The sequence below is a fragment of the Rufibacter sp. DG15C genome, from assembly GCF_001577755.1.
Classification (GTDB): domain Bacteria; phylum Bacteroidota; class Bacteroidia; order Cytophagales; family Hymenobacteraceae; genus Nibribacter.
The window spans coordinates 1,938,638-1,965,040 of record NZ_CP010776.1 but is presented as its reverse complement, the minus strand read 5'-3'; the positions used below and the strand labels follow the sequence as shown (position 1 = coordinate 1,965,040).

Genomic DNA, 26,403 nt, shown 5'->3' with positions numbered 1-26,403 from the left:
ATAAGGTGTTGGTATCACTACTAAGCGTGAATTGAGAAGGACTCTTATTTTAGAGTTAGGGAGAAGTTAGATGCGGCCTTCTAGCAAAGGCACAGACAGCAACCCAAACCAATGCAATCCTAATAAGACTATAAACAAGAAAGGCTCCCTAATGAGGAGCCTTTCTTGTTTATAGAGGAATGTGTAAGTAGAGATATTAATTCTTACGCTCTGGCATGGTGCCTAAGATGTAATCCCAGAGCGGCGAAGAGACGCCATAGGCTCTCTCTGAATCTTTGTAATGATGAATGCTGTGATGAATCCAGAGGGTCTTTAAGAAGTTCTTAGGCGGAGCGTAGGCGTGCACCGCGTAATGCACAAACAGGTACAAGGCATAGCCAAACAAGAAGCCTGCCACCAAACCAAACACCAACGTGCCAAAGATCAACTTAAAGACAAAGAAGAAAAACGAGGCGATGAACAAGCTCACAATGGGAGGCATGGCCAGACGCGTCTTGTCCTTGGGGTAGTCATGGTGGTTGCCATGAAACGTGTACTGGATGTTCTTCTTCAGCTCAGTGTCTGTCTCCATATGGAAGATGAAGCGGTGCGCCAAATATTCTACCAAAGAGAACATCAACCAACCGGCCAAAAACAAACCAACCGCCGATAACACATCAATAAACCCGTACTGGAAGCCGTAGATGAGCAAGCCAGTAGCAATCACCAGGAAAATAGTGATGGGGATGGCAATGTGCGTATGCGTGAGACGCTCCAACGCAGGATTCTTAAAAATGGTAGCAGATCCTTTATGATTCGGTTTCATGGGTAAAAGGTTAATGAAACGATTCTGTCAATTGAACAGACAAAAATAGCTAAAATTATGAGACGCTCCGGCGCTTCTGCTGGGAGAGATACGGCAGAATCCGCTTCTCAAGAGCGGCCACTGTGGTTTCCAATGGGATACTTCCGGTTTCTATCACCTCTTGGGCTTTCTTGTAAAACTGTTCGCGGTGGGCTAAAGTTTCGGTTAAATACGTCAAAAGCTCCACATCAGACTTGTTTTGAAGCAACGGCCTGATGCTCAGTTCCTCCTCAGTGAATCTTTCCAGCAATTTATTTACTGAAACCTGCAGGTAAACGGTAAGGCCCTGCTTTTGCATGTAGACCATGTTATCCAAAAAGCAAGGCGTTCCGCCGCCAGTGGCCACCACCAATCCAGTGGCAATGGACTCAAGGCTGCGTAACGCGGCAGCCTCAGCGGCTCTAAAATACTCCTGTCCGTGCCTTTCAAAAACCGCTGCAATGGTCTGGCCTTCCCGCTCCACAATCACTTCGTCTAAATCCAGAAACGGATAACCCAACTTGTCAGCCAGCTTCTTCCCTATGGTAGACTTTCCGCTGCCGGGCATGCCAATTAAGAAGATGTGCATGCCGCTGTTAGTCTCCATGGATCTTTACTAAGCAATATGTATGAACTCCGTTTTTGGCCTGATTCCTAGAAATAAGGCCAAAAACGACGATCTTTTATAAGAGTGACTGCACTTGCTCTTGCGTGGGCACGTCATTGTGATGCCATTTGCCTACCACCACGCCGTTTTTAAGAAGCAACAGACCCGGGTTGGACCTGATAATGGTTTTAAGAACTGTGGCATCTGCAAAATAGTAAGGCGCAGACAGGTTCACCTCATGCCTAAAAACGTCAAACTCCTGGCCGCTGCTAGAGGTCAATACCACCGGCGACACCTTTTTAGACGAGTCCTTCTCTAGGCTAGTCAACAACCCATTGATTTCTTTAAAGCTCTCTGCGTTTGTCTTCGGGATGTCATGCACCACCAGCAACAAGCGGTTGCCTATGAACAACTCCTTGGTGAAGTCGCCCTGGTCGTTCCAGACGTTGAAGTCGGTGATTTTGGGACCGTCCTGTGGGTTAAGCGGCACCATCTTCTTGAATTTGTAGCTAGGGTCTGTTGGGTACTCCGTAAAGCGCTCCTCCTTTCCGCCCTTCTCCATGATGTACTCATAGCGCAAAGGAGCAGATGGTTTCATCAAGGCCGGAATGTTCGCGCCTACTTTATACGCCCTGAAGTCCAGGTATGGCTCATGCTGAAATGCATACACGCCCATGCCCACCGATAGCAGGGTGACAATTAGCACTACAAAGCCTGCCGATTTTTGCCCTCTTTTGGTGGAAACAGGCAAAAAACGCTGGGTAGCCAACAGAATCAACAGCAACACTAAGAGAATGACATCTTTGCTAAACGACTCCCAGGGCGTGAGTTTGATGGCATCCCCAAAGCAGCCGCAGTCGGTTACCTTATTAAAGTACGCCGAGTAAAAGGTCAGGAACGTAAAGAAGACGGTCAAGGCCAGCAAAACCCAGAGCACCAGCCTTTCGCGCCAGCGCACTAACAGCGCCACGCCTAGTATTACTTCCAATGAGCTCAGGAAAATAGAGAAGTAGAGTGCGTAGGGCACAAACACCAGAAAGACGCTGGAGAAATCCTTAGAGAAAACCTCAAAGTATTCCTCCAACTTGATGGCCGTGCCTACGGGATCATTGAGCTTGATGAGGCCCGAGAAGATGAAGAGCGCCCCAACTACCAGCCAGGCAAACCTATTGAGCAGACGCAGTACCATGGGGGTATCCTAGTTTAATGAGACAGAAGACCGCGTAGTTGAGCATGTCGCGGTAATTGGCTTCTACGCCTTCAGACACCAGGGTCTGTCCGTCGTTGTCCTCAATCTGCTTGGTGCGGTATATTTTCATCAAAATCAAGTCGGTCATGGACTCTACGCGCATGCTGCGCCAGGCCTCGCCGTAGTCATGGTTCTTATCCTGCTGCAAGCTGTGCGTCTTGCGGATCTCGTCTTCGTAGAGTTCGCGCACGCGGTCCACGGGCAGGGCCTGCTCTTCTTCGCCGGCAGCCATCAGTTGCTCTTGGATGAGGGCAATGACGCAGTAGTTGACAATGGCCACAAACTCAGAGGTGATGTCATCTTGTATCTTCTGCGTGCCCTTCTCCTGGATGGACCGTATGCGCTGCGCCTTGATAAAGATCTGATCTGTAATGGACGGCAAACGCAAAATGCGCCAGGCCGTCCCGTAATCCTGGGTTTTCTGGAGGAACAGACGTTGGCACGCCTCTACTACACGCTGGTATTCCTGGGCCGTTTGGTGAATCAAGTTTTTCGTTTTACTTTTAAGGTAAATGAGCCTATTTAAAGCGAAAGATACACTTTTTTGCAAAAAATCCACCCTTAACTGTGGTGGCAGACTGGTCTCATTAGAGCACCCCACGGTGATGGGCATCCTGAACGCCACGCCAGATTCCTTCTTCGCCAACAGCCGTGTCTCTAACCTAGACATGACCGTGGCCAAAGCCGGACAGATGCTGGCAGACGGCGCCACCTTCCTGGACATTGGCGGCTATTCTACCCGACCGGGCGCCCCTGAGGTGACAGAGCAGGAAGAGTTGAACAGAGTGCTACCAGTGATTGAAGCCGTGGCGCAGGCATACCCAGAGGCACTTATCTCTGTAGATACGTTCAGGGCCAAGGTAGCCGAGGAAGCCGTTAAGCGAGGCGCTCATATTATCAATGACGTGTCTGGCGGAACCTTAGACGAGGCCATGTTTGAGACCGTTGGCAAGTTGGGAGTACCCTATATTTTGATGCACATGCGCGGCACCCCGCAGACTATGGCCTCAATGACGGAGTATCCCAACGGTTTGGTAGAGGAGCTTATCTCCTATTTCGTAGAAAAAATTGCGCAGTTGCGGGCCCTGGGCGTGAAGGACATTCTGCTGGACCCAGGGTTTGGGTTTGCCAAGACAATAGACCAGAACTATTTCCTGCTGAGCCATTTGCGCCACCTGGAGATGCTGGAACTGCCTTTGCTGATCGGCCTTTCCCGGAAGGGCATGATCTACAAACCGCTTCAGATAAAACCAGAAGATGCGCTGGCCGGCACAATTGTAGCCAACACCCTGGCGTTACTGAACGGGGCCGACGTCTTGCGGGTGCATGACGTACAGGAGGCTGCGCAGGCCATACAATTAGTACATAAAACCATAACCGCGTGATGCAGTTGTTTACCATAGGGTTTTTAGAAGTAGAGTGGCTGGACATCATTGATGTGCTGCTGGTCACCGTCCTGCTATATCAACTCTATAAACTGCTCACCGGCAGCGTGGCCCTCAAGATTTTCATGGGCCTGCTGTCCATCTACCTGCTCTACCTGGTGGTGAAGGCCGCGGGCATGGAACTGCTCACCATCATCTTGGGGCAGTTCATGGGCGTGGGCGTGTTGGCGGCCATCATTGTCTTCCAGCCCGAGATACGCCGCTTCCTGTTGATGATTGGCAAGACTACCGCCTTCAACAATGACAGCATCTTCAAGAGCTTCCCCTGGCGGAAAACCCAAAGCCCCGACAAACTAAGCATCACCCCGTTCATTGAGGCCGCCAAGTCCCTGGCCGGTAAAAACACAGGGGCCTTGATTGTCTTCGCGAGGAGCTCAGAGTTGAGATATTACGCCGAGTCCGGGGACGCCATTGATGCCGTGGTGAGCAAACGGTTGTTGCTTTCCATTTTCAACAAGACCAGCCCGCTGCATGACGGCGCGGTCATCATTCAAGGCAACCGTATCAAGGCCGCCCGTTGCATTTTGCCTGTAACGGAGAGCAATGACGTGCCCGCCTCTATGGGCCTGCGGCACCGCGCCGCCATTGGCCTCACCGAAGTCACCGACAGCATTGTCTTGGTAGTCTCTGAGGAGACCGGCCAGATTGCCATTGTGCGCAACGGCGAAGTGTACCGCAACCTCTCTGCCGCCGACCTCCGGTCCAAGCTCAACCAGTACCTCTTTGACATTGAGCCGAAGGTGATTGAAAAGGCTTCTGCGGCGTAAGTTGATTGCTGGTTGTTAATTATTGATTGTCACTCAAGTCCTTTCCTAAAACTATAGGCCGTTCTTTCTACAGATTCCCCTTTAAAGGGGACGAAGGGGGATGTTTACAACAACAAGAGCTAACAACTCTTTTCATTTTTGCCCTATTTCCCAGAAAACAAGCCAAAAACGCTTCCCTCCTTTCGTATAGATTCTCTATCTTTTGCAGATAAAACCGAACGCTATGCGCCTCCTCCATCTCCTTCTTTTCTGCTTTATAAGTTTCTCCGTTTCCGCGCAAACCGCCAAAGAAAAGATAGAAAAGAAATTAACGCAAAAGCTAGAAGCCTTAACCAAAGGATTCCAAGGCGAGGTGGGGATTTACGTGAAGCACTTGAAGACAGGCAAAACGGTGGCCATCAACGCAGACACGCTCTTCCCAACGGCCAGCATGATCAAGGTGCCCATTATGGTGGGCGTGTTCAACAAAATAGAACGCGGCGAGTTGGACCCCAAGGCCATCCTTCAGTACCGGGACTCTTTGTTATATGCCGGCGAAGACATTGTGGGCAATTTCAAAGACAGCAGCCTGGTAGCCTTGAGCAAGGTGCAAATGTTGAGCATCACCACCTCAGACAACACGGGCAGTCTGTGGCTGCAGCACCTGGCAGGCACCGGCACGGCCATCAACCAGTGGCTGGAGAGCAACGGTTTTCAGGACACCCGCATGAACTCCCGAACGCCTGGCCGCAGACCCAATTGGGAAAAATACGGCTGGGGACAGACCACACCGCGGGAGATGGCCACGCTCCTGACCATGATTAGAGAAGGACGCGCCGTGAGCCCCGCGGCCAGTGAGCGTATGTACCGCAACCTGGGCCGCATATACTATGACGCCGAAGCACTATCCCAAATACCGCCCTACGTACATACCGCGTCCAAATCTGGCGCCGTAAATCAGTCCCGGTCTGAGGTGGTCTTGGTCAACGCCCCGCACGGCGACTACGTGTTCTGCATCATCACCAAAAACCAAAAGGACGAAACCTGGGAGCGCTCCAACGCCGGGTTCACGCTCATCAGGGAAGTGTCCAAAGTCCTGTGGCAGCACTTTGAACCCAAGTCAAAATGGAAACCGGCGCCCGGTGTGGAGAGGTATTGAGCTGCATGGCTTTCGGCTGCGTTTTTGGCCTGATTTCTAGAAAAGAGGCTAAAAACGATTATTCCCAAAGTCACTCCAACGCAGACTTTCGTATAGAGACCTGCTTTTTGACTTACTTCCCCTGCGCGCCTTATGCTTAACAACTTGCTTTCATTGTTTCCGCAAACCAGGCCGGTACTGGAGAATGTGACCGTGCTGGACTTTGAGACTACGGGCTTAAGCGCCAGCAAGGGCCGCGTGATTGAGATAGCCGCCTTGCGCGGGGCTAATGGCAAAGTGGTGTCACAGTTCCAGACCATGGTGAAGGTGACTACCCCGCTCCCGCGAAAAATCACGGAGATAACTGGCATTAGGGACGAGGACCTGGTCCACGGCATGGAGGAGCAGGCCGCGTTCACCGTTCTAAGGGAGTTTATTGGCGACAGCGTGGTGGTGGCGCACAACGCCCCTTATGACCTAAGCTTTTTGTACGCCGCCTATCGCCGCTTTAAGATGCCCGCCACCCAGCATCCGTTTCTGGACACGCTGTCGGTGTGCCGCATGCGCCAGCCTTCGCCCAGGAGCCTAGCCGACATGTGCCGGGTGTACAATGTGCCGCTGCCCAGGTGGCACCGCGCCCTGCCAGACACCACCGCCACCTGGCACCTGTTGCACAGACTGCATGAGGAAAGCCCTGTGGACCAGCTCCTCAACAAGATAGTCATCAACCCTAAATACGGTTCGCCGCGCTGGTTGCCGCCATATGCAGAGTTGGTGCCCGGTCCCTCCTTCTTTAAACCAGAGGACGAGGCGCCAACCAACTTATAACAATCCTTGTGCAGAGCACCTAACTACAAGCGTGTTTCGCCATTTCGTTTTACCGCCGCAATCTCATGATAGAACTGTTTTTGGCCTATTTCCTGCAAAACAGGCCAAAAACAGAAAAGGGAACAGACTTATCATCTGTTCCCTTTTCTGTAAGCTATAAGTTGAAAGCGTTAAATCATCTTCACGTTCTTGGCCACGTCATTGCCTTCTTCGTCCTTGGTAATTTCAAACTCCACAAAGTCGCCTACGCGCAGTTCGGTAAAGTCTGTGTCTAGCACGTTGGTGAAGTGGAAGAACAAGTTGTTGGGCGGATATTTGATGAAACCGTACCCGTTCTTGAGGCTCATAATCTCGCCTTCGCCGTGCGTTTCTGTGATAGCGTCTGCGCTGTCTGTGATAGTGGTGACGCGCTTCTGGTCTGGCTGCACAAACAGGCGGCTCATGGCCGGGTCATTCTGGGCGATGCGTTGGTCTATGATGGTGTGCATGGCCAGTGGGTAGTTCACTTCGGCTACCAGGTCCTGCGACGGGCGCGTAGTCATGCGCTGGCCGTTGTCTGTGGTGTACTCAAACTCCCACGTCAAAGCCATAACGCGTGTACCCAAGGTGTTGATCTTGCGTACCAACGGCACATAATCTCCGTCAGAAGAAATCAAGACCATGACGTCAAAGCGCTTGTAAAAAGCCTGTTCAAAGGCTTCCAGGGCCAGCCAAACGTCTATGCCGCGTTCTTGTTTAAAGCCTTCGGGGGTGGTGCGTACGGGTAGGTAGTGGGTGGTGACGCCTTCAGACATGAGAATGTCATCAAAGACGCGGTCCCAGTACAGAGTGTCGCCGCGCTGGCTGGCGTCATAGGCGTTGAGCCTGCCCCTGAAGTAGTGGGCATCCACAATCTTGCAAAGGCGCGGGTCCATGCCCTCTTCTTCGGCCACCTGGTCTCTGATGAACTCATGCAAGCCTGATATGCTGATGCGGCGCTTGCGGTTGTGCCCGTAGGCGTAGTAGTTACTTACCTGGAGAAAGTAGTTGCCGTCATAGAAGACGCCAATCCTCACTAGTTTTTCTTGCATGTCTGTCTGTTGTTTTTGGTCTGTCAATCTGATCCGGGCAAGGGAAAACAAAACCAAGCCATGAACTGTGACGTGAAAGTGGGCAACGGACTTACAGGTTCTTCTCTGGGGGAGGAAACGGAGACAGAAACGTAGAATGGGGTGGGTTTCTGTAGATTAAATCTAATCTTCGATAAAATTAAGAATCCTATGAAATGCTATACCTTGCGTTCACACGCAGTTCAATCAATCTCTTGCTAATAGTCAGTTAACAAGGAAAGCCAATAGTTGTTTTTGTTGTCTCCAGATGCTTAGTCAGGGCATCTGGCAATGCCTTTGTCTTTATTATATACGGACTGCTTTCACAGCAGGCCGGTCACAAAAGTAAGTAACGGATTTGGGTATGACAACAAAAATATAAAAAGCCTATGTACAAGGGGTTAAGAGGTTCTCTCTAGTAGTTTCTGTTGTAAAGGGAGAATCAATTGTACAAGATAGAAGCTGGGGCAAATTCCTATCTAGGAGCTCAAAGATTAATTTCATTTTATAACACAAAAGAAAAAAACGCCTGTGTAACCATTTGGCACACAGGCGTTTTTGAGCTATTCCCTGTAAAACAGGCTAGAAACGATTACCCTTTCAAGACGCCCAACTCATGGCCTACCTCAATGAAAGCAGCGATGGCGCGGTCAATGTGCTCTTGCGTATGCTCTGCAGACAACTGAACCCTGATGCGGGCTGCGCCTTTAGCTACCACTGGGTAATAGAACCCAACTACGTAAATGCCTTTCTCCAGCATCTTCGCGGCGAAGTCCTGGGCTAGTTTGGCGTCATACAGCATTACCGGCACAATAGGGTGCACGCCCGGCTTAATGTCAAAGCCGGCGGCAGTCATTTTGTCTCTAAAATACAGGGTGTTTTTCTCCAGACGGTCACGCAGTTCAGTGCTGGAGCTCAACAAATCCAACACGGCCAGCGATGCACCTACAATAGAGGGAGCCAAGGAGTTAGAGAACAGATACGGGCGCGAGCGCTGACGCAACATGTCCACAATCTCTTTTCTACCGGAGGTAAAGCCGCCCATGGCGCCGCCCAGGGCCTTGCCCAAGGTACCCGTAATGATGTCCACGCGGCCCATTACGTTGTGGTGCTCATGCGTACCGCGGCCGGTCTTGCCAATAAAGCCGGAAGAGTGGCACTCATCGACCATGACCAACGCTTTGTATTGGTCTGCCAGGTCGCAGATTTTATCCAGCTGGGCAATGGTGCCGTCCATGGAGAAAGAGCCGTCTGTGACAATGATGCGGTGCTTGGCGTCTTGGCTTTCCTGTAGTTTGGCTTCCAGGTCGGCCATGTTATTGTGCTCATAGCGGTAGCGCTGGGCTTTACACAGACGCACGCCGTCAATGATGGACGCGTGGTTCAAGGCATCAGAGATGATGGCACTCTGCTCATCAAACAAAGGCTCAAACACGCCGCCGTTGGCGTCAAACGCAGCCGCGTACAAGATGGTGTCCTCGGTGCCCAGGAACTCGGCAATCTTGGCCTCCAGCTCCTTGTGGATGTCCTGGGTGCCGCAAATGAAACGCACCGAGCTCATGCCGTAGCCGTGGGTGTCAATGGTCTTTTTGGCGGCCTCAATCACCGCCGGGTGCGAGGAAAGGCCCAGGTAGTTGTTGGCGCAGAAGTTCAAAACCTCACCGGTCTGCTGGGTTTTAATCTCAGCGTGCTGGGGAGTGGTGATGATGCGCTCTCTTTTATATAAACCGGCGGCCTCAATGTCTGCCAGCTGTTGCTGTAAATCTGGTTGTAAGGTTTCGTACATGGTTGCTCGTTATTGGTGGTTGGTTATTGGCTCCTGTAAAGAGCGCCTTATCCTCTGTAAAAGTAATCAATCATTTGGGGTTTCCATCGCCTTCTGCTGAGGGGCTGGGTCTTTTGAAAATAGGCCTCGGCCGGGGCGTTTTGGGCGAAGGAGTTTCTTCAGGTGCACCTTCTGCACTTGGCATATCTTCCGTTTTTGGCCTATTTTCTGGATTCTGAGCCGAAAATGATACGTCCTTTGGCTTATCCTGTACAGACTCTGTGCTTAAGGCTGGTCGTTTGAAGACTGGGCGCGGCCTTGGCGGTTTGGCCGAAGGAATTACTTCAATAGTTGGTGCCTCCGGTTGCTCAGGCAAGGGTTGCTTTGAAGAAGATAGCTCTTCAGTGCTTCCCTCCCCTTTCACTTCCGCCGATGGCCTTTTAAACACCGGCCTAGGTCTGGGCGTGGCAGGTTTTGCGTCTGCGGTAGAAGTAGACACAGCTCCTGACTCAAGTTCCGTTTTTGGGCTGTTTTCTGGATTTGAGGCCAAAAACGGTTCCTGGCCATCTACCTCATCAGCCTTGGTTTCAGGGGTAGCCGCAGGACGCTTGAACACGGGTCTAGGTTTGGGCGGTTTAGGCGAATCACCCGCCGGGCTTTCTGCTTTTGGTTCGGGTGCCTTCTCTTTTGTTGGTTGGTCAGGTGCGGCGGCAGATGGCCGTTTGAAAACAGGGCGTGGTCTAGGCGCTGTGACAGGCGTTTCCGGTGCAGACTCAGATTTTTCCTCAGAAGCAGCAATTTCCTCTGCCGCTTGGGCTGGCCGCTTAAAGACCGGTCTGGGCTTGGCTGGTTTAGGGATTTCTTGCGAAACAGCTTCTTCCGTTTTCTTCTCCTCTAGCACTGACGCAGACTGTTGCGCAACTATCTCGGCAGGCTGTCTGGAAACGGGGGCTTGTTCTGAAGTAGGCTCAGCGGGTACAGCAGAAGGCGCGCGGCGGATGACCGGCTTCGGCTTGGCGGGAGCAGCAACAGCTTCTGCGGCGGATACCTGGGCCAGATGGAACCTTCGGCGAACGTCGTTGAGCACCATCTTCACCGAGTTGTAAAAACTATTGGGGTGCATTTGGGCGTATAGCGTCTGCCACTGCGCGTACCGGGGGGCATCCTCGGCCGCGAAGGCCGACTCTTCAATGCGCCGCTTAACCAGAAACTCTGAGAAGGTCATAGAGAGAGTACGCGTGGTTCTATGTTCAAAGATACAAAAGGCTAAGAGCCACGCCCATATTTTTTGATGCCCCAGATATAACGTACATTTGTTTGCTATAATTTCAACCCCGCATGACAACGACCGACGACACGATTCTGGTGATAGGCGCCTGTGGCCAATTAGGCTCTGAACTCACCCTAGAACTGAGAAAATTATACGGCAATGCCAACGTAGTGGCCGCCGACATCCAAGAACCCAAACAAGCCGACCTGCGCGACTCAGGCCCTTTTGCCATTGCCGACGTGCTGGACGCCACTCGCTTGGCAGATCTGTTCGCCCAATACAAGTTCAAGCAGGTCTACCATCTGGCGGCCATTCTTTCTGCCACCGGTGAGAAGAACCCCAAGTTTGCCTGGAAACTCAACATGGACGGCCTCATCAATGTGCTGGATTTGTGTCTGGAGCATAAAGTAGAGCGCGTGTACTGGCCTTCGTCTATTGCCGTCTTCGGGCCAAACACGCCGCGCCAAGACACCCCGCAACATACCGTCATGGACCCCAACACGGTGTACGGCATTAGTAAGCAGGCTGGTGAGCGCTGGTGCGAATACTACTTTGAGAAATACGGCCTGGACGTGCGCAGCTTGCGCTACCCAGGTTTGATTGGTTGGAAAGCGCTTCCGGGCGGAGGTACCACAGACTACGCCGTGGACATTTATCACCAAGCTTTGGACAAAGGCACCTATGAGTGTTTCTTGAGCGAAGGCACCTACCTGCCCATGATGTACATGTCTGACGCCATCAAAGCCACGCTGGATTTGATGCACGCCCCGGCCGAGAAAGTGAAAGTACGTTCAAGCTACAACCTGAGCGCCATCAGCTTCTCGCCGAAGGAGATTACCGCTAGCATTCAGCGTCATTTGCCAGACTTCACCATCACCTATAAGCCAGACAGCCGCCAGCAGATAGCAGACTCCTGGCCGCAGAGCATTGATGACAGCGCCGCCCGCCAAGACTGGGGCTGGCAACCAGAGTTTGAACTGGACACCATGACCGATGACATGCTCCTGAACCTAAAGCAAATGCGCACCGAAGCGGTGGAGAAGTAAGAAGCAGATAAGTACATACAGATATAAGAATCCCTGCTGAAGCAAGACTTCGGCAGGGATTCTTTGTTTTTGCCCTGTTTTCCAGAAAACGGCTCAAAAACAAACATTTCAAATTTTCCTGACCCAAGCCTCTAGACTCAGAAGGCAAGACTTTTAGAAAAACCTTTCCAGCTACAATTCAGTTAGAAATCGCGGCGGCTTCAGGCGCGCAAGGGCTATGATTGTAAACACGCATGAGAAAGGCTGGGAGGTTATCTACCAACAGGCGCACGCCTTGCTGGCCGCCGAGCTTGGCTTTGCCTGGCGAGTGGCAGACCGGCCTTTGCACTTCATGAAAACCTTGGCTGCCATTGCCCAGCATGATGACGGTCAAAAGGACTGGACGAGCAGTTACTACCTCACCGCGGCTGGGGCGCCCGCTAACTTCACGCAGCTGCCTTTCTCTCTGGAACAGGCGCAGCAGGTTATGAAGGAAGCCAAGTTCCAGGGGCACTGGCGAAGTCTGCTCACCAGCATGCACCTGTCCTTTCTGCATGAGAACGTGCGCGGGCAACATAAAACCTGGGACGCCTTTTTAGACGAGCAACTAGCCTTGCAGGGCACCTGCCGCAGACAACTAAAAATCAACAAAAGCCAGGCGCAGTACGCGTATGACTTCATGCAATGGTGTGACCGGTTCTCTTTGATTCTCTGCCGCCGCGAACTCCCCGAAATGGAGCGCGCCCTGGAGATAAGCCAAGGCCCTGACGGCGTAAAATATGAAGTTAAGCAGTTGACCAGCGGTGAGGTGCAGGTACACCCGTGGCCGTTCCAAGACAAGGAACTGGAAGTAAGCGTTGAGGCCTGTTATCTTGCGCAGCTGCGCTTCTCTAATGCCAAAGAGTTGGCCAAAGCCTTACAAGAGGCGCCCGTGAACCTGCTTAGTTGGAAGATCATTCCGCGCTAAGCACGGTCCGTGCCATCTAGGCAGAAGACAATTTCAAGGACTCTGTGGCACCTAACGTATAATCTCAACCTCTCTGGGCTATCCTCGTTAGAAAAAGAAGATTACCCACTAATAAAACAATGGCCATACAAACGTCTTCTGACGCAGAGCTGCGATCAATTATATTTAAGAAGGAACGGGTGCTTGTGAAATTCATTGATGACCAATGCGCCATCTGCAAGCAACTGGCTCCTGCTTTAGAGAGGTTCGCGCGAGACCCCAAATACCAAGGCATCACCTTTCTGCGCATGGAAGCCTCAGAAAACCCCGTGTCCAGCAAGGAGGTGAAACTGACCGGTACCCCCTTCTTCGCTACGTATTACAACGGTACGCTCAAGCACTGCGGCCTGGTCTCCAATGAAGAAGATGTGAAAGCGCTGCTAGACTCGCTGCTTACTTGTTGTGACTAATGCAGTTTGGCTTTTCATTTAACCGCGCCTAGAAGCTTCACCTCTTGGGGTTTAGCCGTATCTTTGGGCATGCGTGTACCGTTTCCTGTTTTCTTCTGGAGTGTGTTGGGCCTAACCTGGATGTCGGGTTGCCAGTCCAATACATCGTTTTCTACCCAGGCCCCTACCGCCGCCGCTGTCACGGAGCAGCCGATGCCCGAGCGCCGCGTGTCTACCATCAACCTGCCGGTCACCTTGCCTACCTTTTTGCTGGAGCAGATGCTGAACGAGCAGTTTACGGGCGTGGTCTACCAAGACGATGACATCACAGATGATGACATGGCCGTGAAAGTGACCAAGACCGGCCCCATCAAACTCAAAGCTGAGTTCAGCAAACTCTATGTGGAGGTGCCTCTACGCATCTGGGCCAAAGGCCGCTGGCAATGGACCGCCTGTGAGCTGTGCAAAAACATCCAGAAGTCTGAGGAAACCGAGTTTGACATGGTGGTGCGCACTGAGAGCCGCCTGCAGATGCTGCCCAACTACCAGATTAAAAGCTATACCACCGGTGACTTCTCCTGGGGAGCGCGCAAACCCACCATTTCCCTGGGCCCGTTGAACATTAACTTGGCCCCGTTTATTGAGCCCAAGCTGAAAGCCCAGATAGCGCCGCTGCTCAAACAACTGGACAGCCAACTACAACAGCAACTCAACCTGCAGAGCTACCTCACCGAGGCCTGGCGCCAGCTGCAGCAACCGCTGTCTGTCCATGACGCCTACAACGCCTGGCTCACGGTAGAACCCAAGGCCATTAGAATCACGCCACTGGAGCTGCAGAAAAACCAACTAAGCTTGAACGTGGGCATTGATGCGTTTATCTCGGTGACCACCGGCAAAAAACCTACCCAGACGCTGCAGCCACAGCTTCCGGCTTTTACCCCGGTGCGCACCCTGCCGCAAGAGGCCCAGATTGCCGTCACTACAGACCTGCCCTACACCTACCTCACGCAGATGGCGCAGAAAGAAGTGAGAAACCAGACTTTTAAATTTGAGGAAGGCAAGCACCAGCTCACCATCCATGACATTGACATCAGTGGGACGGGGTCTAAACTGTTGCTGGCCCTGGACCTAAGCGGAAGCGCCAAATCTGGTTTCATCACCAAGAAGTTTCAGGGAAAGGTCTACTTACAGGGCACGCCCTTTTATGAGGCCGCCAGCCAAAGCATCAAGGTGAAAGACCTCCAGTACGAAGTCAAAACCCGCGACCAGCTCCTGAACACCGCCAACTGGCTGCTGCAAAACAAATTCAGGACGCAGCTAGAAAGCCAGATGACCGTCTCCATCAAGGACCAGATGGCCTCCATCAAACAAGGATTGCAGGACGGGCTCAAAGAAAACCGGTTGCACCAGCACGCGCTCATGCGCGGCAGCGTCCTTTCCTTTGCGCCAGATACGCTGTTCCTCACTCCCACCGGCATCAGGGCCCTGTTCAACGCCTCGGGCAAGGTGGCGCTGTCTTTAGATTAATTCAACGGTAAGATCATTTCCATAAAACTCCCCTTCGGTGTCTACACTTTTGGGGAGTTTTCGTTTTCGGGCTATTTCTTGGAAAACAGGCCAAAAACGGAGACAGAGTCTGCAGATATTGTCTAACTACTTGGGTATAAGTTTCTTTCAACACGACTAACATAGGACGGAACAGCACGCATTGGTGATTCTATTCTATTCTGAATTTAACCATGGCTTCTGGTTCACGTAAGGGGTAAAGCAACTAATATTACGTTTTTCCATTATTCGCCTATGGCTAAATATACATTTAAGGACATCTTCTCGCTGGTGAAGGACTCGGCGGGACAGTTTATGGAGAACAACTCGCTGCGTTTGGCGGCGGCGTTGGCGTATAACACCATCTTCTCGTTGCCCCCGTTACTGTACATTGTGATAGCTACGGCGGGATATTTCTTCGGGGAGAAAGCCGTGTCTGGGCAGTTGTATGACCAGCTGAACGAGTTTATTGGCAATGACGCCGCCTTGCAACTAGAAGAGTCCCTCAAAAACGTGAAGGTAGAAGGCGGTAGCACCGTGGCCACCTGGATAGGGATTGCCACCCTGATTTTTGCCTCTACCACCATCTTTGTGACCCTGCAAGAGTCTCTCAACAACGTCTGGAACCTGAAGACCAAACCCAAAAATGGCATGCTCAAGCTGGCCATGGACCGCATCCTCTCCTTCGGGATGATCTTGAGCGTGGCTTTCTTGCTGCTGGTGAGTTTGGTGATCAGCGCCTTGCTGGGCGTCTTGACCGAGTACCTGCAGCAGCTGTTGCCGGGCATTGCCGTCTTCTTCATCTACCTGCTGGACTTTGTAGTGTCCATGGGGTTTATCACGCTGCTGTTCGCGCTTATTTATAAATACTTGCCAGACGCCATCATACGGTGGCGCGACGTGTGGGTGGGTGCCATGGTTACCGCCTTCCTGTTTTTGCTGGGCAAATACCTCATTGGCTGGTATATTGGCCAGAGCGATTTGGGCAGTACCTACGGGGCCGCTGGTTCCATTGTCATTCTGCTTACGTGGGTGTATTACTCGTCCTTGATTGTCTTTTTTGGCGCCGAAGTCACCCAGCAGTACGCTGACCGGTTCGGCCAGCCCGTGGTGCCCAACCATAACTCGGTGCGCATTGAGGTGCGCGAGGTACCATACGCAGACTCAGATGAGGCTAAGGCTGGACGTCCGCCTGCAGAAGGCAGGTTCAGGAGCTAACTCGTTTTTGCTTTAATTTCCATAAAACGGCCCAGAAACGGAAATAAACCTCCGTGGTTTCTGGGCCGTTTGCTATTTTTGCGGCCTATTCCTTCCCCCTATGGCCGCTGGCATCCATCACCTTGAATTCTGGGTTTCTGACCTCTCCCGCTCCTTTCCGTTTTACCAAGGCTTGTTCCAACGCATAGGCTGGACCCAGCTCAACCACTTTTCCTTCGCCACTAAAAGCTGTGACTTTTACCTGATAGAGAAGCCCGGCATGGTGCGGCAGGATGCAGTGGGCGTTCGGCATGTATGCTTCCAGGCAGAGGATGAGGCCATGGTACATGCAGTGGGTGCTTACTTGAAGGAGATTGGCGCCGACATCGTTAGAGGTCCCGTAGTGATGGACTATTCTGAAGGGTACCTCACCGTTGACTTCCGGGACCCAGATGGCTATGTGCTGGAAGTAGCCTACACACCTCACCACAGCTTCGCGCCTTGAGCAGATATTTTCAACCTTAATGACACATAACTCCTTCATTATCTATTGCTTATCCTTCTTCTTAAGAATTCGCAAAAAACAATGAACCAATCTTCGGGTTATTTCATTTTGGCAGTAGGAAATCTAAATCATATAATTTATTTTAGAAGAACATAGGGGTAAAACAAGATTTAGAGGTCACCATAAAAGAAGGTTGTGGGGCCATGTTAAGGCAGCTTTTCTCCATGTTTTCCGTATAAGATTACCATCCCCTAGTATTTCTGATTCATTTTTCAACTCTGGTATGCGGCGGCTCTTAATGCTCCTCTTCTTCTGTCCGTTATGGACGTATGCTTGCCAAGGCAAACTTGAGCCAGATACCCCGCGCGTAACAGCCAGCAATAACAAACCTAAAAAGGCCGCAGCCAGACCGGCTCCGCAGCGCTTCTACAACAACACCTTAGCGGTAGATGCCTTCTACCAGAAAAACGAGTTCAACCTGGAGTCTAACCCCGAAGTGCGCCGAGCGGCAGATTTCATCTCTAACCCGTTTTTGTTAGAGCCAGAGCCAGCTCTTAAGCATTATGTGGCGCAGGTAAAGTCGCGCTACAAGATTGTGCGGGACACGGTGGCCAACCTGCACAACGCCAAATACATTGACACCCTATTCCACCTAAACTTTGACTCCAGCACGGTAGAACTGTATTACCCTGTGTACACGCAGCAGTACCTACTTTCTTACGCCGATGTAAAGAGCCAGAACCTGACCCTGCGCAACGGCATCAAAGTAGGTATGACCCGTGATGAGCTCATCCAGAAACTGCAAGGCTACAAGCTCTACATCAAAGAGCAGAAGAACGTGATTGAGGTCTGCGACTGGGAACGAAACTCCTGGCTGCGCTTCCATCTCTCCAAAGGCCGCGTGACCAGCATCCAGTATGAGGGGTATGTGGACTAGCTTCAATTAAAAACTATGAATTTGAAATCGGGGTGTGCCTTAATGGTATCCTCGATATAAAGGAAAATGGACTAGGCGAACCAATGCGGTTCGCCTAGTCCATTTTTGACCTATTTTCAGGGAAACAGGCCAAAAACGGCTACTCTCCTCCTCCCAACTTTCCCTTGCTAAGCCACAACCTCGCTCCCAATTCATACTTTCTAGATTTTAATCTCTAATTTTAAATATGGCTTTGGAGGTTAGACAGACAAGAGACGGCTCTACTACATTATTTGTACCTGAGTTGAATGAGCATTACCACTCAGTGCACGGGGCCTTGCAGGAGAGCCTGCATGTGTTCATTAAGATGGGCCTGGAAGATGCCTTGACGCGTACAGCCACTGTGCGCATTCTGGAAGTGGGCTTCGGGACGGGCCTCAATGCCTTGCTCACCTTGCAGCATACGCTGGCCACCAAAGCCGAGGTAGTTTATGACACGCTGGAGAAGTACCCGCTTTCAATGGAGATGGTAAACCAGTTAGGCTTTGACAAATTCATCCTCAACCCAGAGCTGCTGGACTTCTTCACGCCGTTGCACGCCGAGCCTTGGGAACAGCCCGTGGCCATCACACCGCAGTTCATGCTCCGCAAACTGGAAACCGATTTAGAGGCCTTCGCCCCGGCGCCAGAGAGCTATAATTTGGTGTATTTTGACGCCTTCGCGCCAGAGAAACAGCCGCACCTCTGGACGGACGCCATCTTCCAGAAGATGTATGATGCCTTAGCACCCGGCGGGACCCTGGTCACCTACTGCGCCAAAGGCAGCTTCAAGCGCAGCCTCAAAGCGGCCGGTTTCAAAGTAGAGGCTTTGCCGGGCCCTCCGGGCAAGCGTGAGATGACCCGCGGGGGCAAACCAACCTAGTAACAATCCATTAAATACTTGTAAAAAACTGAGAGGCAGGCCATAATTAAAGAGAATGTGGCCATGGTGTTGTATATTCCTGCATACAAACTAACAACTCCACGTTTTACATGAAAACCCTTTATTTCCTGGCGGCCTTTCTACTGGCTGGCTTGGGGTTACAGGCCCAAACGGCTGGGCAACAGGCCAAAGGCAATTATCAGCTGGCGGCCCGCTTCTCCCCAAAAAAATTAGAAAAGATCATCTTCACCACCAACCTGGACCCACACTGGCTTAAGAAGACGGATCAGTTCTGGTACCAATATGAGACCACCAACGGTAAGAACTGGTACGTGGTGGACCCGGCTACCAAGAGCAAGCGCGCCATCTTTGACCTGGACAAAGTAGCGGCGGCCATCACGGTGATTGTAAAAGACCCATTTGACGCCCAGCATTTGCCCATTGAGAACCTCAAGTTCACCGAGGATGAGAAAAGCGTGCAGTTTGAGGTGAAAAGCTCTGTAGATGTGGTGAAGAAAGACCGCATTGACAAAAAGGCCGCCGACTCTCTAGAGAAGAAAACGCACTACTTCCAATACAACCTGGCCACTCGTCAACTGACGGAGTTGAAGGACTACCAAAAACCGAAGCGCAAGCCGATGTGGGCGTCCATCTCTCCAGACCAGAAGTTCATCATCTTTGCCAAGAACTTTAACCTGTACTGGATGGACAAGGCCAACTATGAGAAGGCCTTGAAGAACGAAAAGGACTCTACCATTGTGGAGCACCAACTGACCAAAGATGGCGTGGAGTTCTACAGCTACGGCGGTGACTCTAACGGTGAGACCAACGTAGAGCAGGAGAAAAACAAAAACAACCGCAAGCCTACGTTTGTGCTATGGTCCCCAGACTCCAAGCAATTCATGCTCACCCGCACAGACTCGCGCAAGGTGAAAGACCTATGGGTGATTCATAACACGGCGGCAGGCCGTCCGGCGCTGGAAACCTACAAGTACCAGATGCCCGGCGAGAAGGAAGCACCTATCAGGGAGATGGTGTTGTTCAACTTCGCAGAGAAGACCCACAAGAAAATCAACACGGCCGCTTTCAAGGACCAGGAGGTTTCTGTATGGCCAGCCCCGGCTAAGCAAAGCTCAAGAGATGATGAGTTCCGTCCAAACGTATGGCACGGCACGGCCAACAAAGTGTACTTCACCCGCACCAGCCGTGACTTAAAGAAGATTGACGTTTGCGTATTAGACATTCCGGCTGGCACCGTGAAGCCGTTGATTGAAGAGCGTTTCAATACCTATGTAGAAGTGTCCAGAGTAGGTCTGGTGAACGGTGGCAATGAGATGATTCATTGGTCTGAGCGTGACGGCTGGGGCCATTTCTACCTGTATGACGGTAACGGAAAATTGAAGAACCAGATTACGTCTGGTCCTTTCCACACCGAGGAACTGGTTGCCATTGATGAGAAAGCCCGCGTGTTGTATTTCTCGGCCAACGGCCGCGAAGCCAAGGAAGATCCGTACTTCATGCACCTGTACCGCATCAACTTTGACGGTTCTGGTTTGAAGCTCTTGAACAAAGGCGATTTTGACCACAACATGAGCCTAAGCGACAGCCGCCGCTACTTCGTGGACAATTTCTCTAGAGTGAACACCGTACCGGCAGCCGCTTTGTATGACAACAACGGCAAGAAAGTGATGGACCTGGAGAAATCTGACTTCTCCCGCTTAATGACCACAGGCTACAAATTCCCGGAGCCGTTCAAGGTGAAGGCAGACGATGGCGTGACGGATTTGTACGGCGTTATGTACAAGCCCTATGACTTTGACTCTACCAAGAAATACCCTATCATCCAATACATCTACCCAGGCCCGCAAACCGAGGCCGTAAACAAGGCCTTCAGCCGCGGCATGGACCGCGTAGACCGTTTGGCCCAGCTTGGCTTTATTGTGATTACCGTGGGGAATCGTGGTGGTCATCCGGCCCGTTCTAAGTGGTACCACACCTACGGTTACGGCAACCTACGCGACTACGGCTTGGCAGACAAGAAAGCCGCCGTAGAGCAGTTGGCAGACGAGCATCCATACATTGACGCGAACCGAGTAGGCATCACCGGCCACTCGGGTGGTGGTTTCATGTCTACCGCCGCCATGTTGGTATACCCAGACTTCTTTAAAGTGGCCGTTTCTGGCGCGGGTAACCATGAAAACAACATCTACAACCGCTGGTGGTCAGAGAAACACCATGGCGTGAAAGAAGTGATTACCGCCAAAGGAGATACTACCTTCCAGTACTCTATTGACAAGAATCCAGACTTGGCCAAAAACTTGAAGGGTCGCTTGCTATTGACCCATGGCGATGTGGACAACAACGTGCACCCAGCCAACACCATCAGAATGGCCAACGCCCTGATGAAGGCCAACAAGCGCTTTGACTTTGTCATGATGCCCGGCCAACGCCACGGCTACGGCGACATGACCGAATACTCTTTCTGGATGACGGCTGACTATTTCACCAAGTACCTGCTGGGTGACTTCTCACAGCCCGTTGACATCACAGAGATTAACCGCGATTTAGAGCAAAACAACAAGGCTGGCACCGGCGCACGCCGCGCAACACCCGAAGACGAGGAATAAACTCCTTTTCTTACTCTGATTAAAAAGCCAGTAGCCGTTAAACGCTACTGGCTTTTTGCTTTTAATCTACCCAGGCGCCAGAAATGCGTATGCAACTGGAAATACCCGTGGCCTATGAAAAAGCTCTTCTCCTGTATTTGCCTTGTGCTCCTATTTGGATGTTTCTCCTGCTCCAGAGACAACAACACCCAGTATGAGTCTGTGCCTGTGGTAGAATCTGACAACCAAGTGTTAGGCGTTTCCTCCAAGGCTAAGTATCAGGTGTTTATGGCTAAGTTGCCGATAATGCCACTACCCTTCACCGCCAAGTGTGGGTTCAAATATGATGAGGCCAAGACCCCAGACTCCACTACCGTAGGCAAATATGTAAAGGAGTTTGAGAAGGTCTACAAGAAGATACAGGTGAGCCCCAACGTAGAGGCTATCTTGGCCATCTATCCCACAGACGACCTTCTGCCCCGCCTCAGGACCTTTGACCACCAGGGTGCCGTCCTGGACGAGCAGGACCTCAAGTTCAACCCCTGCGGCGAGGAACCCGGCTTTCAGCACAGCGAGCAGCTCACCATCCAGAAAGACCTCACCATTGTGGTTCTGGACAGCACCGCCCGCTGGCAGTTTGACGCCGCCTACCAGGAGATTCCCAAAACCAGAAAGCTCACCGTAACCAAAAAAATCTTTAAAGTACTGGACTCCGGCGAAATCATAGAAGTCAAGTAAGACCTGATTTTTGTCCGTACTTTTGCCCTTCGCTCTAGTCAACCTGTATATGAAAGAATTCAAGAAATACTTCATCGTGCCTGCCTCACCAAAAGAGGTCTACGAAGCCCTTACCAACCCCACCGTTCTGGAAACCTGGACCGGCGACCCCGCAGAAATGTCCACCACCCCCGGCTCTGAATTCTCACTTTGGGAAGGCAGCATCGTCGGCAAGAATCTGGAATTCGAGCAAAACCGGAAGATTGTGCAGCAATGGTATTTCGGGGAGCAGGAAGAACCCTCCATTGTCACCATCAAAACCCACGCCCACAAACTAGGAACCTCTCTGGAGGTGAAGCAGACCAACATCCCTGATGAGGATTATGAAGACCTGGTAGAAGGCTGGGAAGAAAGCTACGTAGGCAACCTCATCACTTTCTTTGAAGGATAATTTCTTTAGTCCCGAGTCGCGAGTTCTGAGTCACGAGTCAATCTTAGTAACCCCATTTTTGACCTTTTTCCCAGAAAACAGGTCAAAAACGGGGTTTGCTGGTTAAATGCTTACCCGCCCATTCCACTTCCCATTTTTCCTTCTCCTCTTTGTCATCCTGAAAGGACCTTGTGGGCGAACTAGACATGCGTGTCATTTAACGCTAATACTGCCTAAACACTGATTTTCTTTGTAGAGACAACGGCACTGCCTTGTCTCTCACGCATCTCTTTCTTCTGCTAGTTTAATCAGGTGATGTAAACACCCCTCTGCTAAGCTCCGCTCGCTACCTCAAACTCTCGTTTGGGCAATCCTCAAGGGGAGAATTGGTGTTGGTGGCAATATTGCGATGTAGATGATTTTTCTAGTGTCTACTTTCAGGAAAAACGGTATATCTGAGTCGGAGTAATCACCGCATCCAAAGTCAAGTCCAAGGGATGGACGTCTTCAATCTGGGGGATGGGTGGCTCTAGAGACAAACCTTGTTTTTGGCTTGATTTGGGTAAAAGAGCCAGAAAACGGTCATAGAAGCCTTTGCCGTATCCCACGCGATGACCCTGCAAGTCAAAGGCCAACAGCGGCACCAGCACCAAGTCAATCTCCTCTTCTGAAATCTGTTGCGCCTGCACGGGCTCGGGGATTCCCCATTTATTGACAAGCAGCTGGGTGGTGGGCGTAAGCAGGTAGTGCGTCATGCTGCAGTCCTCCAGATGCGAGACAGACGTGGCCACCCGAACCTCCGGAAACTCAGTCCACAGCCTATGAATGATGTGCCAGGTATTGATTTCGCGATGCTGTTGGATAGGCAGAAACACGTGCACCGTCTGCCCGGCGCGTGGGGCAAAGGCCTCGAAAAACCGGTCGGACAGTTGCTGACTGAGCTCCTCCACTTCGGCCTCAGAGAGGCTGCGGCGCTTGGCGAGGTAGGCTTTCCTGAGGTCAGACTTGCGCATGGATTAGTCTTCCTGCAACACAGTGAACTGGTGCGCGAACGGCTGGAACGCCTCTACCAAATGCTGGATGAAGTCTGGGTTGTTGGTCTGGTATGACAGCAGATTGTCCACGCGCTCCTGTAGCACCCCCGTCGGGAAGAGTTTGTCTTTGAGGTTGGCCAGTTGGTTGTAGGCCGTGTCATTCTTGTTCTCGATGGCTTTGTTCAGCTTCTTCTCCAGCATCTGTAGGCTTTGGCTGGCCTTCTGCGCCTCTGCGCCGACGGCTTTCACCAGCGTGGGGTCAATGCTTTGGGCCAGCTCTTCTACCTGCTTGTACGCGGTTTCCAACGCGTGGCGTTGGGCTTCCAGGCTCAGTTCTTCCTGATTCAACAGTTCGGCCAGTCGCTTCTTCAACTCAGGCATTTCCCTGAACATCTCCAAAGGCGTAAGCCCTAGCTTCTCCAAACGCTGGGCGTTGGGCTTGGTCAGGTACATGGCCGAGTTGCGTAACATCACCGCCGGGAACGGCACTTGGAACGCCTCAAAAATCCCTTTCAACTGAAACCAGTACGCCACTTCGGCGCCGCCGCCAATGTAGGCTAGGTTGGGCAGCACCATTTCCTGATACAAAGGCCGCAACACCACGTTCGGGCTGAAGCGCTCTGGATGCTCTTGCAGGTGTTGCAAGATTTCTGCCTCGGTGAAAACCAAAGGAGTGTTCAAGACTTTATAATGACCGTCTTCCTGCACAATGCGTTCGCGCAGTTGGTTATCCAGGTAGAACAGGTTAATCTCACGGGTCATGACCTGCGGCTTGTAGCCTTGGGCTTGCAGAGCCTCATTGGTGCGGGTGATGGCTTTATAGGAGGCCTGCTCCGTCAGTTCTTTCTGCGCTGCGGGGATAAACAGTCTCTTAAAGGCAGGGCTGTCGCCGTCTATGCAGACCACGCCGTACGCCCCAAACAGACCGGTGACAATCTTGCGCGTAGCCTCGGCTAGGGTGGAGCTGTTGGTATAGGCTTCCTCAAACAGTTCGTACTGCTCTGGCAGGGCGTCCAGGATTTCATTCAGGCCATCGGTGGCAAACCGCCCCACGGCGCCTTTCTCCTCGCTCTCCCAGGTATACGTCTTCCCGAAGAGCGTGAAATGGTTCACCTCCGCAAAGTCATGGTCCTCGGTGGCCATCCAATACACAGGCACAAACGTCTGGTCTGGGTAGGCTTGCTGCAGCGCGCGGGCGGCAGTGATGGCCGTCACAATCTTGTAGATGAAGTACAGCGGACCGGTGAAGATGTTGAGCTGATGGCCGGTGGTGATGGTATAAGTCTGCTCCTGGCTTAGCGCCGAGATGTTGGCCTGCACCGCCTCTGGCACCTCTACGCCTTGGTACTGGCGCTGTAGTTCCTCTACCAGAACCTGGCGCTGGGCGGCTGGGTACTGGCGCTCTTCCATAATCTTGGAGAAGGCAGACACCTCAGGAAAATGCTGGTAGAAGGGCTGGAGCTTGGCATCTCTGTTGAGATAATCCACAACCAATTTAGAGAAGGCACCGGTGGCGCTATAGTCAATACAAGAAACTTTCATACGGGGAGCGGTCGTCGTTTTTTAACAACCTGCGCTGCAAAGGTAAACGCTATTTTGAGATTTGCGTTCGGTCTTGTCGGTCTGCCTCCTTAGAACTGGTTCCTTGCAGGAAACCAACAAAAAAACCTCACAAAGCACGGGGCTCTGTGAGGTTCTATACTTTCGTTTTCGGCCTGATTTCTGGAAACTAAGCCAAAAACGGATTATTCTGAAACAGCGTCTGCCGTGGCAATGTGCTTGGACTCATGCACGCCGCTAACCACTTCGCCGTACAGGTCAAAGTCAGAAGAATCCGTGATTTTCACGTTGGCGAAGTCTCCCAGACGCACATAGGCGCTGTCTGCGGGCACCAATACTTCATTGTCTACCTCTGGAGAGTCATACTGGGTACGGCCCACGTAGTAGCCGCTCTCCTTGCGGTCAAACAGAACCTTATAGGTGTTGCCTACTTTAGCCTCGTTCAACTCCATGGAGATGCCCTGCTGTAGTTCCATTATGGTATCGGCGCGCTCCTGCTTCACCTCATCTGGCACGTTGTCCTCCAGGCTGAAGGCGTGCGTGTTCTCCTCATGCGAGTACGTGAAGATACCCAGACGGTCAAAGCGTGACTCCTCCACCCACTGGTACATCTCCTCAAAATCCTTCTGCGTCTCACCGGGGTGACCGGCAATCAAGGTAGTTCTAAGCGCAATGTCTGGCACGCGCTGACGGATGGTGTCTACCAGCTCCAGCGTACGGCGCTTAGAGATACCGCGGCGCATGGTCTTGAGCATATTGTCTGAGATGTGCTGCAAAGGCATGTCCAAGTACTTGCAGATGTTAGAGCGCTCGGCCATCACATCCAAAGCATCCATCGGGAACTGGGACGGGTAGGCGTACTGCATTCTAATCCACTCAATGCCGTTCACATCTGACAAACGCTGTAGCAGTTCGGCTAGCTTGCGCTCACCGTAGTGCTGTAAACCGTAATAGGTCAGGTCTTGGGCAATAAGAATAAGTTCTTTGGTACCCATGTTGGCCAAGCGCGTGGCTTCCTTCACTAGCTCCTCCATGGGGCGGTCCATGTGCTTGCCGCGCATCAAGGGGATGGCGCAGAACGAGCAGGGACGGTTACAGCCCTCAGCTATTTTAAAGTAGGCGTAGTGCTTAGGGGTGGTGATTAAGCGCTCACCTATCAATTCATGCTTGTAGTTGGCCTCCAGTGTTTTCAATAACTGCGGCAACTCCATGGTACCAAAAAAAGCGTCTACCTGCGGAATCTCGGCTTCCAGGGAATCTTTGTAGCGTTGAGAAAGGCAACCGGTCACGTAGAGTTTGTCAATGGCGCCAGCGTCTTTGGCATCTGCGTAGCGCAGAATGGTGTCAATAGACTCCTGCTTGGCATTGTCAATGAAGCCGCAGGTGTTCACAATGATGATGTTGGCGTCGTCTTTCTCAGAGTCATGCACTACATCAAACTCATTGGCCTGCAACTGGCCCATCAGCACCTCTGAGTCTACCAGATTTTTGGAGCAACCCAGGGTGATAACGTTGTATTTGTCTTGTTTAAGGGATCTTACTTTCACGTGCCTTCTACTTTAGCCTGTTGTCTTTGATGGAAGGGCAACAAC

General features: G+C 51.8%; 25 protein-coding genes. 15 read left to right on the top strand and 10 right to left on the bottom strand.

The window, feature by feature from the left end; translation table 11 throughout:
- Positions 1-196: 196 nt before the first annotated feature.
- The 4 genes from TH61_RS08380 to TH61_RS08365 form a co-directional block, all read right to left on the bottom strand.
- Positions 197-805, bottom strand: coding sequence for a sterol desaturase family protein (locus TH61_RS08380; RefSeq protein ID WP_066508232.1), 609 nt, complete (start codon positions 803-805; stop codon positions 197-199).
- Positions 806-860: 55 nt separating this feature from the next.
- Positions 861-1,430: a shikimate kinase gene (locus TH61_RS08375; protein ID WP_066508230.1), complete on the bottom strand. Its 570-nt coding sequence runs from the start codon at positions 1,428-1,430 to the stop codon at positions 861-863.
- Positions 1,431-1,506: 76 nt separating this feature from the next.
- Positions 1,507-2,619, bottom strand: a complete 1,113-nt coding sequence (locus TH61_RS08370) for a BT_3928 family protein (protein ID WP_197464120.1) — start codon at positions 2,617-2,619, stop codon at positions 1,507-1,509.
- The gene (locus TH61_RS08365; protein WP_066508228.1) at positions 2,597-3,166 is read right to left on the bottom strand and encodes a DUF1599 domain-containing protein; all 570 of its coding nucleotides are present in this window, start codon (positions 3,164-3,166) and stop codon (positions 2,597-2,599) included. Before TH61_RS08365 ends, TH61_RS08370 begins: the two co-directional genes overlap by 23 nt.
- Before the next feature lie 118 nt (positions 3,167-3,284).
- Here TH61_RS08365 and folP point away from each other — a divergent pair, with 118 nt between their 5' ends.
- The 4 genes from folP to TH61_RS08345 all read left to right on the top strand — a co-directional run bounded on the left by folP (position 3,285) and on the right by TH61_RS08345 (position 6,836).
- Positions 3,285-4,064, top strand: a complete 780-nt coding sequence (gene folP, locus TH61_RS08360; protein ID WP_231862327.1) for a dihydropteroate synthase — start codon at positions 3,285-3,287, stop codon at positions 4,062-4,064.
- Positions 4,061-4,891, top strand: coding sequence for a diadenylate cyclase CdaA (cdaA, locus tag TH61_RS08355; protein WP_066508225.1), 831 nt, complete (start codon positions 4,061-4,063; stop codon positions 4,889-4,891). The genes folP and cdaA overlap by 4 nt, the downstream gene beginning before the upstream one ends.
- Before the next feature lie 223 nt (positions 4,892-5,114).
- A complete protein-coding gene (locus TH61_RS08350; protein WP_066508224.1) occupies positions 5,115-6,029 on the top strand; it encodes a serine hydrolase in 915 nt (304 codons plus the stop codon).
- Positions 6,030-6,161: 132 nt separating this feature from the next.
- A complete protein-coding gene (locus TH61_RS08345) occupies positions 6,162-6,836 on the top strand; it encodes a PolC-type DNA polymerase III (protein ID WP_066508223.1) in 675 nt (224 codons plus the stop codon).
- A 170-nt stretch (positions 6,837-7,006) separates the two neighbouring features.
- Here TH61_RS08345 and TH61_RS08340 read toward each other — a convergent pair whose 3' ends face one another.
- From TH61_RS08340 to TH61_RS08330, 3 genes are all read right to left on the bottom strand, one after another.
- Entirely contained in the window at positions 7,007-7,906 is a 900-nt protein-coding gene (locus TH61_RS08340) for an NYN domain-containing protein (protein WP_066508220.1), read from the bottom strand.
- A 610-nt stretch (positions 7,907-8,516) separates the two neighbouring features.
- Positions 8,517-9,710, bottom strand: coding sequence for a glycine C-acetyltransferase (gene kbl, locus TH61_RS08335; RefSeq protein ID WP_066508218.1), 1,194 nt, complete (start codon positions 9,708-9,710; stop codon positions 8,517-8,519).
- 70 nt (positions 9,711-9,780) lie between these two features.
- A complete protein-coding gene (locus TH61_RS08330; RefSeq protein ID WP_066508216.1) occupies positions 9,781-10,914 on the bottom strand; it encodes a hypothetical protein in 1,134 nt (377 codons plus the stop codon).
- Between the two features lie 113 nt (positions 10,915-11,027).
- Here TH61_RS08330 and TH61_RS08325 point away from each other — a divergent pair, with 113 nt between their 5' ends.
- The 11 genes from TH61_RS08325 to TH61_RS08275 all read left to right on the top strand — a co-directional run bounded on the left by TH61_RS08325 (position 11,028) and on the right by TH61_RS08275 (position 22,238).
- On the top strand, positions 11,028-12,005 hold the full coding sequence (locus TH61_RS08325; protein WP_066508214.1) for an NAD-dependent epimerase/dehydratase family protein: 978 nt from the start codon (positions 11,028-11,030) through the stop codon (positions 12,003-12,005).
- A gap of 217 nt (positions 12,006-12,222) precedes the next feature.
- On the top strand, positions 12,223-12,951 hold the full coding sequence (locus tag TH61_RS08320) for a DUF3891 family protein (protein ID WP_066508212.1): 729 nt from the start codon (positions 12,223-12,225) through the stop codon (positions 12,949-12,951).
- A 119-nt stretch (positions 12,952-13,070) separates the two neighbouring features.
- The gene (locus TH61_RS08315; protein ID WP_066508210.1) at positions 13,071-13,400 is read left to right on the top strand and encodes a co-chaperone YbbN; all 330 of its coding nucleotides are present in this window, start codon (positions 13,071-13,073) and stop codon (positions 13,398-13,400) included.
- A 6-nt stretch (positions 13,401-13,406) separates the two neighbouring features.
- Positions 13,407-14,906: a DUF4403 family protein gene (locus TH61_RS08310; RefSeq protein ID WP_082780339.1), complete on the top strand. Its 1,500-nt coding sequence runs from the start codon at positions 13,407-13,409 to the stop codon at positions 14,904-14,906.
- A gap of 273 nt (positions 14,907-15,179) precedes the next feature.
- Entirely contained in the window at positions 15,180-16,142 is a 963-nt protein-coding gene (locus tag TH61_RS08305; RefSeq protein ID WP_066508206.1) for a YihY/virulence factor BrkB family protein, read from the top strand.
- Between the two features lie 100 nt (positions 16,143-16,242).
- Complete coding sequence (locus TH61_RS08300; protein ID WP_066508202.1) at positions 16,243-16,626, top strand: VOC family protein; 384 nt, start codon at positions 16,243-16,245, stop codon at positions 16,624-16,626.
- Positions 16,627-16,909: 283 nt separating this feature from the next.
- Entirely contained in the window at positions 16,910-17,563 is a 654-nt protein-coding gene (locus TH61_RS08295; protein ID WP_157600658.1) for a hypothetical protein, read from the top strand.
- Positions 17,564-17,789: 226 nt separating this feature from the next.
- Positions 17,790-18,464, top strand: a complete 675-nt coding sequence (gene mnmD / locus TH61_RS08290) for a tRNA (5-methylaminomethyl-2-thiouridine)(34)-methyltransferase MnmD (protein ID WP_066508197.1) — start codon at positions 17,790-17,792, stop codon at positions 18,462-18,464.
- A gap of 110 nt (positions 18,465-18,574) precedes the next feature.
- Positions 18,575-21,091 carry a DPP IV N-terminal domain-containing protein gene (locus TH61_RS08285; RefSeq protein WP_066508195.1) on the top strand — a complete coding sequence of 839 codons (2,517 nt, stop codon included), beginning with the start codon at positions 18,575-18,577 and terminating at the stop codon, positions 21,089-21,091.
- 114 nt (positions 21,092-21,205) lie between these two features.
- The gene (locus TH61_RS08280) at positions 21,206-21,808 is read left to right on the top strand and encodes a hypothetical protein (protein WP_066508193.1); all 603 of its coding nucleotides are present in this window, start codon (positions 21,206-21,208) and stop codon (positions 21,806-21,808) included.
- Between the two features lie 49 nt (positions 21,809-21,857).
- Positions 21,858-22,238, top strand: a complete 381-nt coding sequence (locus TH61_RS08275) for an SRPBCC domain-containing protein (protein WP_066508191.1) — start codon at positions 21,858-21,860, stop codon at positions 22,236-22,238.
- Positions 22,239-22,654: 416 nt separating this feature from the next.
- On the opposite strand, the gene TH61_RS08270 is transcribed toward TH61_RS08275, so the two are convergent.
- The 3 genes from TH61_RS08270 to rimO form a co-directional block, all read right to left on the bottom strand.
- On the bottom strand, positions 22,655-23,230 hold the full coding sequence (locus tag TH61_RS08270; RefSeq protein WP_066508190.1) for a 5-formyltetrahydrofolate cyclo-ligase: 576 nt from the start codon (positions 23,228-23,230) through the stop codon (positions 22,655-22,657).
- A 3-nt stretch (positions 23,231-23,233) separates the two neighbouring features.
- On the bottom strand, positions 23,234-24,793 hold the full coding sequence (bshC, locus tag TH61_RS08265; RefSeq protein WP_066508189.1) for a bacillithiol biosynthesis cysteine-adding enzyme BshC: 1,560 nt from the start codon (positions 24,791-24,793) through the stop codon (positions 23,234-23,236).
- A 203-nt stretch (positions 24,794-24,996) separates the two neighbouring features.
- Positions 24,997-26,358, bottom strand: coding sequence for a 30S ribosomal protein S12 methylthiotransferase RimO (rimO, locus tag TH61_RS08260; protein WP_066508188.1), 1,362 nt, complete (start codon positions 26,356-26,358; stop codon positions 24,997-24,999).
- Positions 26,359-26,403: the final 45 nt, after the last annotated feature.

Coding starts and splice junctions, on each gene's coding strand:
- TH61_RS08380 (WP_066508232.1), bottom strand. CDS start 805: ATGAAACCGAATCATAAAGGATCTGCTACCATTTTTAAGAATCCTGCG.
- TH61_RS08375 (WP_066508230.1), bottom strand. CDS start 1,430: ATGGAGACTAACAGCGGCATGCACATCTTCTTAATTGGCATGCCCGGC.
- TH61_RS08370 (WP_197464120.1), bottom strand. CDS start 2,619: ATGGTACTGCGTCTGCTCAATAGGTTTGCCTGGCTGGTAGTTGGGGCG.
- folP (WP_231862327.1), top strand. CDS start 3,285: ATGGGCATCCTGAACGCCACGCCAGATTCCTTCTTCGCCAACAGCCGT.
- TH61_RS08350 (WP_066508224.1), top strand. CDS start 5,115: ATGCGCCTCCTCCATCTCCTTCTTTTCTGCTTTATAAGTTTCTCCGTT.
- TH61_RS08345 (WP_066508223.1), top strand. CDS start 6,162: ATGCTTAACAACTTGCTTTCATTGTTTCCGCAAACCAGGCCGGTACTG.
- TH61_RS08340 (WP_066508220.1), bottom strand. CDS start 7,906: ATGCAAGAAAAACTAGTGAGGATTGGCGTCTTCTATGACGGCAACTAC.
- kbl (WP_066508218.1), bottom strand. CDS start 9,710: ATGTACGAAACCTTACAACCAGATTTACAGCAACAGCTGGCAGACATT.
- TH61_RS08330 (WP_066508216.1), bottom strand. CDS start 10,914: ATGACCTTCTCAGAGTTTCTGGTTAAGCGGCGCATTGAAGAGTCGGCC.
- TH61_RS08325 (WP_066508214.1), top strand. CDS start 11,028: ATGACAACGACCGACGACACGATTCTGGTGATAGGCGCCTGTGGCCAA.
- TH61_RS08320 (WP_066508212.1), top strand. CDS start 12,223: ATGATTGTAAACACGCATGAGAAAGGCTGGGAGGTTATCTACCAACAG.
- TH61_RS08315 (WP_066508210.1), top strand. CDS start 13,071: ATGGCCATACAAACGTCTTCTGACGCAGAGCTGCGATCAATTATATTT.
- TH61_RS08305 (WP_066508206.1), top strand. CDS start 15,180: ATGGCTAAATATACATTTAAGGACATCTTCTCGCTGGTGAAGGACTCG.
- TH61_RS08300 (WP_066508202.1), top strand. CDS start 16,243: ATGGCCGCTGGCATCCATCACCTTGAATTCTGGGTTTCTGACCTCTCC.
- TH61_RS08295 (WP_157600658.1), top strand. CDS start 16,910: ATGCGGCGGCTCTTAATGCTCCTCTTCTTCTGTCCGTTATGGACGTAT.
- mnmD (WP_066508197.1), top strand. CDS start 17,790: ATGGCTTTGGAGGTTAGACAGACAAGAGACGGCTCTACTACATTATTT.
- TH61_RS08285 (WP_066508195.1), top strand. CDS start 18,575: ATGAAAACCCTTTATTTCCTGGCGGCCTTTCTACTGGCTGGCTTGGGG.
- TH61_RS08280 (WP_066508193.1), top strand. CDS start 21,206: ATGAAAAAGCTCTTCTCCTGTATTTGCCTTGTGCTCCTATTTGGATGT.
- TH61_RS08275 (WP_066508191.1), top strand. CDS start 21,858: ATGAAAGAATTCAAGAAATACTTCATCGTGCCTGCCTCACCAAAAGAG.
- TH61_RS08270 (WP_066508190.1), bottom strand. CDS start 23,230: ATGCGCAAGTCTGACCTCAGGAAAGCCTACCTCGCCAAGCGCCGCAGC.
- bshC (WP_066508189.1), bottom strand. CDS start 24,793: ATGAAAGTTTCTTGTATTGACTATAGCGCCACCGGTGCCTTCTCTAAA.